This is a genomic window from Moraxella nasicaprae (assembly GCF_025643275.1).
In the GTDB taxonomy this organism is placed as follows: Bacteria; Pseudomonadota; Gammaproteobacteria; order Pseudomonadales; family Moraxellaceae; genus Moraxella; species Moraxella nasicaprae.
This window is the reverse complement of the sequence record NZ_CP089977.1, coordinates 251,353-264,299: the sequence shown is the minus strand read 5'-3', so window position 1 is coordinate 264,299 and position 12,947 is coordinate 251,353. Positions and strand designations below refer to the sequence as shown.

Sequence of the window (12,947 nt, the reverse complement as noted above, 5' to 3'; positions counted from 1 at the left end):
TGATGAAGGCGTGTTTTTTATCAATCCATAATGATGATAAGATTATCAATGAAGTTATCAATCAATATCAGCTACCCATTGATTTAACTGTTATCACAGTACCAAAGATTGATAATAAACTTTTAAAAAATATCAGTTTGGACAATCATTTGCCCATTGTATTTTTTGATAAACAAAGTTTAATGTTATCTCAAATGATTGATAATGAGCTGATTAAAACTTGCCTAAATTGGCAAAGCCTACAACAACGCATTGTCTCTTCTGGGAAAAATAATGAACTGTTATTAAAGGCGTGTAAATTAAATAAAGAAATGAGTGTGATTGACGGCACGGCAGGATTTGGCATTGATGGATTGATATTGGCAAGTACAGGGGCAAGGGTAACATTCATTGAACAAAATCCCATTGTCTTTTTAATGCTCATATTTGAAAAAATAAAAATGAGCCAACATAAAAATTGGCAAAAACTGATGGAGAGAATTACGATTGTCTTTGGCGACAGTAATAAGATTATCAATGATGGTGTCAAACATGATTTAATCTACCTTGACCCAATGTTTCCCAATGACAGCTACAAGGGGGCGGTTAATAAAAATATGCAAATTTTGCATTTGATGGTTAATCCGCCAAATAGCGATGATGAATTAAAACTTTTTAATACCGCCATAGCAAAGTGCGATAAACTGGTGATTAAACGCCCCTTGTCTGCTCCTAATTTTGCCGATAAATCACCCAATCAAAGTTTTAATAATGAAGTCATCAGATTTGATGTATATGGCTAACTAAGACTAACCGAAGCAGTAGAAGTACATCATTTGGCAAAAAATAAGTAATATTTTTTAATTATGAAAAACCATTTAACCCACACCCCAATGACCGCCAAAGAAAAATTGATTGCTTGGTGTGAACTGATTCGCCTTGATAAACCTGTGGGTACAGAATTATTACTTTATCCAACGCTTTGGGCATTGTTTTTGGCAAGTGGTCAATATGGCAAATTGCCCAGCCTTAAACTTGTTGTGATATTCTCATTGGGGGCGTTTTTAATGCGTTCCGCTGGTTGTGCGATTAATGATTTTGCTGACCGTAAAGTAGATGGAAAAGTTAAGCGGACAAAGGGTCGCCCCTTAGCAGATGGACGCTTAAAAGCCAAAACGGCGGTATTTACTTTTGTGGGCTTGGCATTGTTGTCGGCGTGTTTGTTATTATTTTTACCGATACAAGTTTTTTATTGGTCGTTAATTGCGGTCATTCTTGCTTTTATTTATCCGTTTATGAAACGCTATACCCATTTGCCCCAAGTGGTATTGGCGGCGGCTTTTGGGTGGGCGGTGCCAATGGCATTTGTGGCGGTCAATAGTCAGATGGGCGGTATCAATACAGGCATTGGAGAGGTTGGGATAACAGGCTGGCTAACCTTTATTGCCTATATATGCTGGACGGTGGCGTATGATACCCAATATGCCATGTGTGATAAGGACGATGATATTAAGATTGGGGTAAAATCCACCGCCATTTTATTTGAAACATGGTTTGGCAAAAATGATGTGCATTTTATCATGGCATTGCAAGGGCTATTTTTGGCAATCATGATGTTTTTATTGCATGATTTGTTAAATCTTTATTTAGTGATTTGTTTGCTGCCATTCATATTGATGATGAATTATCAATACCGCCTCATCAAAACCCGTGAACGACTTAATTGTTTTAAGGCATTTAGACATAATGCCATCGTGGGAAGAGTGATGTTTGTGCTGATTGCATTAAGCTGTGCATGGCAATTTTGGGGAGCATAGCCATCAAACAAAGTGATGATTTGGTTAATAAAACACATTTTTTTCATCAGCACCAAAAAATCATCTTGAAATTATACCGCTTTATCACTATATTAGTAGGCAGACTGCATTTGGTCTATCATTCACTAATCAAAGGATATTATTATGGCATTTACATTACCAGAGCTAGGCTATGCCTATGATGCACTAGAACCGCATTTTGATAAAGAAACGATGGAAATTCATCACAGCCGTCATCATCAAGCCTATGTGAATAACGCTAACGCTGCCCTAGAAGGTACTGAGTGGGCGGACAAGCCAGCAGAAGAAGTCATCGCCAACCTTGACAAACTGCCAGCCGACAAGCAAACAGCGGTGCGTAACAACGCAGGTGGACACGCTAATCACAGCCTATTTTGGAGCATTCTAAAAACTGGCACAACGCTTGGCGGTTCGCTAAAAGATGCCATCGTGCGTGATTTTGGCTCAGTGGAAGCATTCCAAGAAGCCTTTGAAAAGGCAGCGGCAACTCGTTTTGGTTCAGGCTGGGCGTGGCTGGTTAAACAAGGCGACAAACTTGCTGTGGTTTCAACCGCCAACCAAGACAGCCCATTGATGGGTCAAGCGGTGGCTGGCTGTGAAGGTACACCAATCATCGGTCTTGATGTGTGGGAGCATGCCTACTACCTAAAATATCAAAACAAACGCCCAGACTACATCAAGGCGTTTTGGGATGTGGTGAATTGGGACGAAGCTCAAAAGCGTTTTGATAATGCTTAATTGATTGTCCATCATCAATCATGCGAAAAAACGAACAAAGATGAGAATTTTTGTTCGTTTTTTAATTTTATCAAACCTTACCAAACATCAGCCTCATTATGATGATGGTATCAAACCAATAAGCAAATCAATCAGTCTGATTTTTGCCCATAAATATGCAAAGAGTGATGATAATGAGCCAACCACATTCATATCAACTTCAATTTTTAGGCACATCAAGTGGCGTGCCAACTCGCCATCGTAATGTCTCAGCACTGGCGGTGTCATTACTTGGTAGGCAACAAGCTCTGGGAAAAGACACGCCTTGGATATTGGTGGATTGCGGGGAGGCGACCCAGCATCAGCTCATGAACACCAAACTGCGACCAAAAAATTTAATCGCCATTTTAATCACGCATGTGCATGGCGACCATTGTTACGGTTTGCCTGGTTTGCTGGCATCGCTTGCCATGCATGGACGAAAGCAGCCACTAACCATCATTGCACCCAAAGTAATCCATGTCTTGATGCAGTCATTGATTGAGCTAACACAACTGACCCTAAGTTACCCAATCACTTGGCAATATATAGAAGATTTGCCTGATGAATACCTCATTCGCCTAGATTCGCATTGGTGGCTTGGTATTTGTACCACGCCGTTACGCCACCGCTGTGAAAGTTATGCCTTTGCCATCACACAGTACCATCATCAGCGACAACTTCATACCCAAAAATTGACACAATTGGGCATTGAAAATCGACTTTGGGGCAAGATTTTGCATTGCCAAGATAAGATGGTTGAGCTTGGGGCGTACGGCACTTGGTCGGTCGATGAACTGCGAGACGACAAAGTCATCACAAATAAAATCGTCATCGCAGGCGATAATGATGAACCAAATTTGCTTGATAGCATGGTGGTGGGAGCAAAAGCCTTGGTGCATGAAGCGACCTATACGGCACAGATTAAGCAAAAAATCTTGGATAAAGGAATCATCGACCCGATGCATAGCAGTGCATTGCAGGTGGGTCAATTTGCCAGTCAAGCAAATGTGCCGATGTTGATTTTGACGCATTTTAGTGCCAGATTTGCTTTGTTTGATGAACCTGATAATCCGTCACCAAATATGGGACACATACGCACGGAGGTGGAGTCGGTCTATGATGGGCGGTTGATATTGGCAAACGATTTTGATGTCATTAAGGTGTAAGGATTGGCGATGGATTTGGTGATTTTTTTATAAAACCAAGTTTTTATCATCAAGACAGTCCAAAAAAGCGATAAGCGTTTATGTTGGCTCAACTTTTGCGGTGATGAATACTTTTTCTTTATTTGAGATTTTTTAAGATATTTCATGAAAATCTGATTAAAAATTCCAATCAAATATTGCTGATGTGTGATACATTGCTAAATAAAAAAGTTTGCCAGATGGCGTCATTGATAAAAATTGATGATTGATATTGATAATTACTATTATTAAGTTTATAATGACATTGCTTTTTCATTATTACTAAGGATATTTTATGAAATTACAACTTTCGTTATTGGCAGTGGCTGTGTCTTCTTGCTTGTTTTTGACAGCGTGTGATAAGCCTGCACAAGAAACCAAACCAGCACAATCAGAAGCTACCGAGCAAGCTGCTCAGACCACCACCGAGCAAGCTGCCACAGCAGACCTTAGCAAAGAAACGGCTGAATATAAAGCATGGGTACAAACTCAGATTGACGCATTAGTTGTCGATACCGAAAAGTTTGTTGCCTTGCTTAAAGAGGGCAAGACGGACGAAGCAAAAGCATTGTATCCTTTGGCGAGAATGTATTTTGAGCGTTCAGAGCCGATTGCTGAGAGTTTTGGCGACCTTGACCCACGCATTGATAATCGTGAGGCTGACCTTGAGGCAGGCGAGGTGTGGACAGGTTTTCATACCATCGAAAAAATTCTATGGACACAAAACACCACCAAAGGCACCGAAGAGCTTGCTGACAAACTGCTAAGCGATGTCAAAGAGCTAAAAGCCAAAATCCCAACCGCCGAAGTAACGCCTGAGTTGATGATTCAAGGTTCGGTGGATTTGTTGAATGAAGTCACCACCAGCAAAATCACAGGCGAAGAAGAGATTTTCTCAAAAACCGACCTGTATGATTTTCGTGCCAATATTGAGGGAGCGGATAAGATTTTCCAAATCCTCACCCCAAAACTAGAAAGCAAAAATCCACAATTAGTGGCGGATTTAAAAGCCAAATTTGCCGATGTTTACGCCTTGCTTAATCGGCAAAAAGTGGGCGATAAAGACTACAAGGCTTATGACCAATTAACCAAAGAAGAAATCGCTCAGCTTGCCGAAAGCGTCAATAAACTGGGCGAGCCACTATCACAAATGGGCATTGTTATGCAGTAAGCCATGCAAAAAGCACCGATGAAGATTGGTGCTTTTTGTTTTTTATATTTTTAATATTATCTATATTAAAAGCAAAATAAAACTTAAAAAAATTGAATGATGGTCGGACAAATCATCGCAGATTCATGATATTTTTAGGCTTGGGATGGATGAGCTGGATAATGTTAGATGAATCAAGATGATGAGTGGTCATCTATTCACTAGGAATTGGGAGTTTTTTATGCAAAATCGCAGAACATTTTTAAAAACCGCCAGTTTGCTGGGTGTGGCGACACTTGGGGCTTGCACCCAAAAAGCCAGCGAGACTGTGGCGACATCAAGTCCTGATGCGAATGGCAAACAGCCTTTGGCGGATTTGACCCATGAATTTTATGGTCAGCACCAATCGGGTATTGTGACACCTGCTCAAAGACATGCTTATTTTTTGGTGATGGATTTGCATAGCACCAACCTTGATGAAATCAAGCAAATGTTCAAAGATTGGACGGAATATGCCGCCAGATTGATGCGTGGGGAAAATATCAAGCCTTATGATAAAAACCCACATTTGCCACCGACTGACACAGGCGAGGCGGATAGTTTGGGGGCGTATGGTTTGACCTTGACTTTTGGGGTAAGTCCTTCGTTTTTAGCGAAGCTAAATTTGACACATAAAGCACCACCCGAATTTGCAGAGTTGCCAAAATTCCCACGAGACCAGATTCGCCCTGAATTATCAGGAGGCGACATCTGCATACAAGCCTGTGCTGATGACCCTCAGGTTGCTTTTCATGCTGTGCGTCAGCTGGTGCGTCAGGCTCGCTCAACAATTACCATGAAATGGTCGCAATCAGGCTATAATGCCTACGATGAGAGTAGCCACACTCCTCGCAATCTATTTGCTTTCAAAGACGGCACGGCAAATAAAGAAACTCTAAAAGATGCCAACAAATGGCTATGGATTGACCAAGGGGCATTCAAAAACGGGTCGTATTTGGTGGTTCGCCTGATTCAGATGCATCTTGAAACTTGGGATAGAACTTCTTTGCAGGGGCAGGAAGATACTTTTGGTAGACATCGTGAGAGTGGGGCAGGGATTGGGCAAAGTGATGAATTTGCCACCCTTGATGTGCATGGCAAAGATGAGAAAGGTCACTATTTGCTTGGCGAAGACTCTCATGCAGGGCTTGCCAAACGCACAGGATTGCAGCTATTGCGTCGTTCTTATTCGTATAGTAGTGGTATTGTGCGTGGGCAATTTGATGCAGGACTTTTGTTCATCAGTTTCCAAAAGACACCAATGCAGTTTAGTGCCATTCAATCTGCTTTTGGCAATGTCGATAAGATGACTGAATACACCACACACATTGGCTCTGGGATTTTTGCGTGTTTTGGCGGTGTCAGCGAAGGTGGTTATTTGGGGCAAGCATTGTTTGAATGATTTAATCATCTTTTAAGATGATGATTTAAATATATTCATGCGGCTGATGATGTGCTGATTTGCGTTCATGTTTTAATGTTTTAGGTTTGTGGTATCAATGATGAAAAAAAGTAATAAAATATTATGGCGGCTGGGATTATCCTTGCCTTTATTGCTGGTTAATCCAGTATTTGCCAGCGATAACACGCTCAATCAGCGGCAAGTCAGCCCATCTGTTCAAGCCAGTTTGCCAAAACAAACCGCTCAATCACAAAAGGTTAATTTTAGCCCTATTTTTATCAGTATTTCTGATGCGATGAGTCTGGTTAAAGATGGACAGATAAGTCAGGCAAGCAGCGAACTGCAAAAAAGCTACAAGGCATTTGATGTACTTAATATTGACGGTCAGCATCACGCATTAAGACAATCGGTGTTGTCAGCTTTTCAAACAGCGTTACAAAACCCCACCGATGAACATCTGGGCAATCTTTCCACCGCTTTATATACACTTGAAAAAGCACAAAATCCTGTGGATTATACACAGGCAAATGAGCGTTTTGCTCAGAAGGTTAAGCCTGCCTTAGATGATTTAGCTAAGGCGATTGAGCGATTTAGAGGCGATGGCGATGTGGATAATTTACGCCTTGCTTATGATGCGTTTAACCGCATTTGGGTTGCTAATGAACGAGTGGTGCGAAACACGCAAAAAGGGCATTATGGAGCGATTGAAACAGCGATGGCTCTGCTTCGTGTGGCAATCGAGACCCAAAATCTTGCTCAAATGGATAGTCAATTTGCCACGCTAAAAGAGGCGATTGATGGCTATGTGCTGGGCAAGCCAATGCGTGTACAGGCAGATGAAAGCATTGATTTGGCGTATGGCATTAGGCTATTGCAAGGCGGTCTTGATGATTTGCAGGCAGGCAAAGTAGCAGACGCTCAGGGTAAGATTGGGCAATTTATCCAGAGTTGGGTGGTGTTTGAGGGCGAAGTTTCTACCCGAAATCCTGCCTTATACACCCAAATCGAAAGCCAAATTCCCATCATTATGGCAAAAGGCGATACGGCAAGCCAAGAAAAATTAACCAATATCATCAAAGAGTTACAAGCCATCAATCCTGCTGCACGCTACACTTCGCTAGATAGCATGCTGATTTTGCTTCGTGAGGGTTTGGAGGCATTGCTCATTGTGGTGGCACTCATCACGGCATTAAATGCCAGCGGTCAAAGAGCAGCCAAAAAATGGATTTATGCTGGCGTAAGTTTGGGGCTGGTGGGTAGTGTACTGGGGGCGGTTGCTTTGTACGGTCTTTTTCCACAGCTGACAGGTGGAGCAAATCGTGAAGCGTTGGAGGGCGTGGTTGGTATCGTGGCAGTAGCGATGATGATTGGCGTGGGGGCATGGCTACATTCTAAGTCGTCCACTAGGGCGTGGAATGCCTATATTAAACAAAATCTTGGTAAAGCGATGAGTACAGGTAGTTTTATCTCATTGTTTTTACTTGCTTTTTTGTCAGTATTTCGTGAGGGAGCGGAGACGATTTTGTTTTATGTGGGGATTTTGCCAAACATTTTGATGAAAGATTTTATCCTTGGTATTGGTTTGACACTATTGATTTTGGCGATTGTGGCGGTAATTTTACTAAAAACTTCTGTCAAATTACCCATTCCCATGCTCTTTAAAATTTTGACAGTGACCATTTATGTGCTTGGTTTTAAGATTTTGGGCGTGAGTATTTTGGCATTGCAATTAACCAATCATTTGCCACGCACCATCATTGATTTACCTAGTGTTGAGTGGTTGGGGTTTTATCCAAGTGTGCAGGGCGTATTTGGGCAGGGCGTGTACCTATTGGTGATTATTTTGATGATGTTTTTTCAAAAAAATCGCCAGCATTAGGGTGTTTGCATGATACTTGGCAGGGTTATCCAAAGCGATTGCTCATCATGGCAGATGATGGGCGATTATTTTATTGGGTGGCTTATCAATGATGGTGTTCATGCCCTTTGGTTAATATAGTCAATTCTATTCAAAACCAGACAAAGGTTTTTTGCTCAAAGTGAGCTTGTCGAACCACAAAATAGGCTTGGTAATGATGTGTTTATTTTGGTGTCAATTTAAGCATTATAAGCATTGCTCAGCCCATTTATTGCCATCAACGAGTTGTTAATTTGGCACAAACCATCTAGACAGACAGCTCATCAAATAAGCTGGGCTGCTTAGGGGCATGTTTGCTAAAATTAGAAAAAGTCACACCGACCAGTCGGATTGGTTTTTCTTTGGGGACTTGTTCGAACAATTTTTTGAGCCACAAAAAACTGTGATGAGCATCTTTAAAAGGAGTTTTGAGCGAATGACTGCGAGTAATGATGCTAAAATCAGCGTATTTGATTTTTAGAGTAATGGTGTGGGCTTGAAATTGTTTGTGTTGTAAAATCTCAAAAGCCTCTTGATTTTGTTGAAAGATTTTATCAAGCAGCACCTCAGTCTGTTGTAGATTTTCAGCAAAGGTGGTTTCCGAGCCAATCGATTTTCGTATTCGGGTGGCTTTTACTTCTCGTTCGTCAATGCCATGAGCGATTTGATGATAGAATTTACCCCGTTTATTGCCAAACATTGCAACCAGATGTTCAATAGGAGTTTGGCGAAGTTGCAGACCGTGATAAATATTTGCTTGATGTAATTTTAAAGCACTTGCCTTGCCAATGCCATGAAACTTTTCAATGGGCAAGGCGTCAATCAGGGCTTGGGCATGATTGGGTGGTATAAGGGTGATGCCATTGGGTTTGTTGATGTCAGAGGCAATTTTGGCAAGCATTTTATTATATGAAATGCCTGCCGATGCCGTCAGATGGGTCTGTCGATAGATTTCATCTTTGAGCCATACTGCCATCAGAGTTGCTGAGCCTTGATGGTTGTCTTGATGACTAACATCAAGATACGCCTCATCTAGCGAGACAGGCTCGATGATGGGGCTAAGCTGTGCCATGATTTCTTGAATTTGTTCGCTGACGGCACGATAAGTCTCAAATCTTGGTGGTACAAAAATCGCCTCTGGACAGCGTTGCTTGGCCTCAAAACAGCTCATGGCTGAGCGAATGCCAAAGCGTCTTGCTTCGTAGCTGGCGGCTGCAACCACGCCACGACCGTTGGGATTGCCACCAACGATGAGAGGTTTGTTTTGATAGGCAGGATTGTCTCTTTGCTCAATACTGGCAAAAAAAGCATCCATATCCAAGTGTATGATTTTTCTCATAAAATAACAAAAAGCCCCGCCTAAGCAGGGCAAATCATCATGCCAAAGTCGCACCGACTGGCATAGAATCAGGCAGGGTAATGACGGTGAGCTGTCCGTCTTTTTCGGCAGATAAAATCATGCCTTCTGAAACGCCAAATTTCATCTTGCGTGGTGCTAGGTTGGTGACGCAGACAACTTTTTTGCCAGTCAGCATTTCTGGTTTGTAGAATTTGGCAATGCCACTAAACACATTGCGAGTATGCTCTTCGCCAACATCTAGGGTGAATTGTAGCAGTTTATCAGCACCTTCAACGGCATTGCATTCAATGACATGAGCCACTTTCATGGTTACTTTGGCAAAATCATCAATACTGATGGTGGTGTCATTTTGGCTAACCGCTTGGGTTTTGCTCGCTTTATTGGTTGTAGAGGCGGCTGGTTGGTTGACCAGATTTTCTTTGGAATCATGAACCATGGCATCAACTTTGTCTTTTTCAACACGACTCATCAAAGGCACAAAGGCATTGATGGCATGAGCGGTTAGATGCTGATGACGGCTGGCAAAGTTTAGGTTATCTACATTAAGAAAAGTGCGAGCTTGGCTGGTTAAGGTTGGCAAAATGGGCGATAAATAAATCACTAATTTATGGAAAATATTTAATGCCACCGTACAAACTGCTTGCACTTGTTCGGTTTTGCCTTCTTTGTTTAATGCCCAAGGTTTATGTAGGTCAATGTATTCATTGGCTTTGTCAGCACACGCCATGATTAATCGAGTGGCACGCCCAAATTCACGAGCCTCATAGGCTTTGGCAATCTCATCGCCAGCATCGATAATCTCTTGAATCAATGCTGGTTCACTGAGTGTATCTGCCAATACACCAGCATTGTTTTTGTGGATAAAACCTGCACAACGGCTGGCGATATTGACCACTTTACCCACAAGGTCGGAATTGACTTTTTGCATAAAATCATCAAGGTCAAGATTGATGTCTTCAACGCTTGCAGACAATTTGCTGGCAAAATAATAACGCAGATATTCAGGATTTAGATGGTTAAGATAAGTTTCTGCCTTGATGAAAGTACCACGAGATTTACTCATCTTCTCGCCATTCACCGTCAAAAATCCGTGTGCATTGATGGCGGTTGGTGTGCGAAATCCAGCACCTTCGAGCATGGCTGGCCAGAACAAGGCGTGAAAATAAACAATGTCCTTACCGATGAAATGGTACAATTCAGTGCTTGAATCTTTACGCCAGTATTCATCAAAATCCATGCCAGTTTTATCGCAAAGATTTTTAAAGCTTGCCATGTAGCCTACGGGTGCGTCCAGCCAAACATAAAAATATTTGTCAGGCTCGCCAGCAGGTGTATTAGGAATTTTAAAACCAAAATAAGGAGCGTCACGGCTAATATCCCAAGGAGCAAGACCTGCCTCGAACCATTCGGAGAGTTTGTTGTAAATGGCAGATTGCAGACGACCATCGCCTTTGGTCCATGATTTTAGAAAATCATCAAATTTGGGCAAATCAAAAAAGTAGTGTTTTGATGATTTGACCACAGGGGTGGAGTCGCTGAGTGTGGAATAAGGGTTGATGAGCTGTGTGGCGTTATAGGTACTGCTACATACCTCGCAGTTATCGCCATATTGGTCTTGGGCGTGACATTCTGGACATTCGCCCTTGACAAAACGGTCAGCCAGAAATAGACCTTTTTGGGTGTCAAACAGTTGTTCTACATCTTTGGTAAAAATGTAGCCACCTTGTTCAAGACTGGTGTAAATTTGGCTAGAAAACTGCTCATTTTCAGGACTGTGTGTGGAGTGATAATTATCAAAACCAATACCAAATCCTGCAAAGTCTTTTTCGTGCAATGCCTTGACATTGGCGATTTGTTCTTCTGGGGTAATGCCATTATCTTGGGCTTTTAGCATGATGGCTGTACCGTGTGCATCATCAGCACAGACATAAGTTACGGTATGTCCCATCGCTTTCATGGCACGAACCCAGATATCGGTTTGGATATATTCCACCAAATGCCCCAGATGAATCGGGCCGTTGGCATAAGGCAAGGCACTGGTGACAAGAATTTTGCGATTAGAACTCATGAAAACCTCAAAATAAACTAGCAAAAACTGGCAAATCAATCCCCATCATGATACTTTGGGTGGGCATGCCAACATAAAACGGTTTATTATATCAAAAAAGTCATCCAAAAACACAACGCATTGGACGGCTTTTGTGGGAAAATGAAACTTAATCCACCAAACGCAATCCGCCTTTATTGGCAGGTTTTTCTTCTTGGCTGGCAGGCGTGACATCGGCGTATTCGTTTGGGTCAAAAAATAGTCCATGCTCAGGCTCTTCTTTGGCATAAATACCCATCAAGGCTGACATGGGAATCCAGACATCTTGTGAGACACCGCCAAAACGAGCAGCAAAACTAATGCTATCATTATCAATATGCAGGGCGTGAGTGGCTTGATATGAAGCCGCCAGCACCAAGCGACCATCTTGGGCGTATTGAATGGGGGCGACCAAGTCAGGGTGTGTGGCATCAACCATCAGATAAGCGGTCAAATGATTGTCTTCTAGCCACTCATGCATGGCACGAACAAAATAAGGGCGTTTTGGGGCTGTCATTATATTTCCTTAAAAATCAAATGGTTAAAGCAATGCTTTTGATGAAACTTGGTCGTTTAAATAGCCTGTTTTGATAATCGATGAGTGGTCGGCATAGATGGGTGGGTAGGGTAATACCCATCTGTGGCAATCGCCAAAGTAACGGCAAAATCAGCACATCACACCAGCCAAATTCATCGGATAAGAAAAACTCTTGTCGTCCGAATAAAGGCGATAGCGTAATCAAAGAATCGGATAAAGATTTTTTGGCATTCTCTGCCGCCTGTACATCAAAACTGTCTGGGTGGGTCAATAGAGTATAAGCGTTGGTCAGCCAATCTTGTTGTAGTCGCCATGCCAAAGTTCGTGCTAAGGCACGCTCTTTTGGGGTGTGCGGCAATAATTTTGGCATCTGATGGCGTTCTTCTAGGTATTCAAAGATGATATTCATTTCATACAAGGCAACATCACGATTGGCAAGCACGGGTAGGGTGCGATAAGGATTGAGTTCTGCCAACTCATCAGGACGGTCATCATCGATGAACATCAGTTCGTATTCCAGCTGCTTTTCTTCAAGCAAAAGACGCACCACATGGCTTGCGTAGCCATCATCGGCATACAGCACAAACTGTGTGGGTAAAAGCTGAGAAAGTGCGACCATGCGACCAAAATCTTTGATAAAACAAAATAAGTCTAAGTGTAGCAAAAAAATTGGTCTAAGTCTGTAATTTTGTCGCAAATATTGATAGAAAGTTGA

At 42.2% G+C, this 12,947-nt stretch carries 11 protein-coding genes; 7 read left to right on the top strand and 4 right to left on the bottom strand.

Going from position 1 to position 12,947, the window contains the following annotated elements; genetic code table 11:
• Positions 1-2 precede the first annotated feature (2 nt).
• The 7 genes from LU297_RS01130 (at position 3) to LU297_RS01100 (ending at position 8,230) form a co-directional block, all read left to right on the top strand.
• Complete coding sequence (locus tag LU297_RS01130) at positions 3-782, top strand: class I SAM-dependent methyltransferase (protein WP_263077297.1); 780 nt, start codon at positions 3-5, stop codon at positions 780-782.
• A gap of 63 nt (positions 783-845) precedes the next feature.
• Positions 846-1,796 (top strand): 4-hydroxybenzoate octaprenyltransferase, encoded by a 951-nt coding sequence (gene ubiA, locus LU297_RS01125; RefSeq protein WP_263076589.1) that lies wholly within the window; start codon positions 846-848, stop codon positions 1,794-1,796.
• Positions 1,797-1,940: 144 nt separating this feature from the next.
• A complete protein-coding gene (gene sodA, locus LU297_RS01120; RefSeq protein ID WP_263076588.1) occupies positions 1,941-2,555 on the top strand; it encodes a superoxide dismutase [Mn] in 615 nt (204 codons plus the stop codon).
• A 173-nt stretch (positions 2,556-2,728) separates the two neighbouring features.
• Positions 2,729-3,742, top strand: coding sequence for a ribonuclease Z (locus LU297_RS01115; protein ID WP_263076587.1), 1,014 nt, complete (start codon positions 2,729-2,731; stop codon positions 3,740-3,742).
• Positions 3,743-4,055: 313 nt separating this feature from the next.
• Positions 4,056-4,931: an iron uptake system protein EfeO gene (gene efeO / locus LU297_RS01110; RefSeq protein ID WP_263076586.1), complete on the top strand. Its 876-nt coding sequence runs from the start codon at positions 4,056-4,058 to the stop codon at positions 4,929-4,931.
• A gap of 220 nt (positions 4,932-5,151) precedes the next feature.
• Positions 5,152-6,351 (top strand): Dyp-type peroxidase, encoded by a 1,200-nt coding sequence (locus LU297_RS01105; protein WP_263076585.1) that lies wholly within the window; start codon positions 5,152-5,154, stop codon positions 6,349-6,351.
• Positions 6,352-6,451: 100 nt separating this feature from the next.
• On the top strand, positions 6,452-8,230 hold the full coding sequence (locus LU297_RS01100) for an FTR1 family iron permease (protein WP_263076584.1): 1,779 nt from the start codon (positions 6,452-6,454) through the stop codon (positions 8,228-8,230).
• A 286-nt stretch (positions 8,231-8,516) separates the two neighbouring features.
• Here LU297_RS01100 and dinB read toward each other — a convergent pair whose 3' ends face one another.
• The 4 genes from dinB to LU297_RS01080 all read right to left on the bottom strand — a co-directional run bounded on the left by dinB (position 8,517) and on the right by LU297_RS01080 (position 12,851).
• Positions 8,517-9,587 (bottom strand): DNA polymerase IV, encoded by a 1,071-nt coding sequence (dinB, locus tag LU297_RS01095; RefSeq protein ID WP_263076583.1) that lies wholly within the window; start codon positions 9,585-9,587, stop codon positions 8,517-8,519.
• Between the two features lie 37 nt (positions 9,588-9,624).
• Positions 9,625-11,676, bottom strand: coding sequence for a methionine--tRNA ligase (gene metG, locus LU297_RS01090; RefSeq protein ID WP_263076582.1), 2,052 nt, complete (start codon positions 11,674-11,676; stop codon positions 9,625-9,627).
• Positions 11,677-11,824: 148 nt separating this feature from the next.
• Positions 11,825-12,211: a ClpXP protease specificity-enhancing factor SspB gene (locus LU297_RS01085; RefSeq protein ID WP_263076581.1), complete on the bottom strand. Its 387-nt coding sequence runs from the start codon at positions 12,209-12,211 to the stop codon at positions 11,825-11,827.
• 16 nt (positions 12,212-12,227) lie between these two features.
• Entirely contained in the window at positions 12,228-12,851 is a 624-nt protein-coding gene (locus LU297_RS01080; RefSeq protein WP_263076580.1) for a glutathione S-transferase N-terminal domain-containing protein, read from the bottom strand.
• Between the last annotated feature and the right edge of the window lie 96 nt (positions 12,852-12,947).

Excerpts from the sequence above, each read along its gene's own strand:
- metG (WP_263076582.1), bottom strand. The coding sequence starts at position 11,676 with ATGAGTTCTAATCGCAAAATTCTTGTCACCAGTGCCTTGCCTTATGCC.
- ubiA (WP_263076589.1), top strand. The coding sequence starts at position 846 with ATGAAAAACCATTTAACCCACACCCCAATGACCGCCAAAGAAAAATTG.
- LU297_RS01105 (WP_263076585.1), top strand. The coding sequence starts at position 5,152 with ATGCAAAATCGCAGAACATTTTTAAAAACCGCCAGTTTGCTGGGTGTG.
- LU297_RS01130 (WP_263077297.1), top strand. The coding sequence starts at position 3 with ATGAAGGCGTGTTTTTTATCAATCCATAATGATGATAAGATTATCAAT.
- LU297_RS01080 (WP_263076580.1), bottom strand. The coding sequence starts at position 12,851 with ATGGTCGCACTTTCTCAGCTTTTACCCACACAGTTTGTGCTGTATGCC.
- LU297_RS01100 (WP_263076584.1), top strand. The coding sequence starts at position 6,452 with ATGAAAAAAAGTAATAAAATATTATGGCGGCTGGGATTATCCTTGCCT.
- dinB (WP_263076583.1), bottom strand. The coding sequence starts at position 9,587 with ATGAGAAAAATCATACACTTGGATATGGATGCTTTTTTTGCCAGTATT.
- efeO (WP_263076586.1), top strand. The coding sequence starts at position 4,056 with ATGAAATTACAACTTTCGTTATTGGCAGTGGCTGTGTCTTCTTGCTTG.
- sodA (WP_263076588.1), top strand. The coding sequence starts at position 1,941 with ATGGCATTTACATTACCAGAGCTAGGCTATGCCTATGATGCACTAGAA.
- LU297_RS01115 (WP_263076587.1), top strand. The coding sequence starts at position 2,729 with ATGAGCCAACCACATTCATATCAACTTCAATTTTTAGGCACATCAAGT.
- LU297_RS01085 (WP_263076581.1), bottom strand. The coding sequence starts at position 12,211 with ATGACAGCCCCAAAACGCCCTTATTTTGTTCGTGCCATGCATGAGTGG.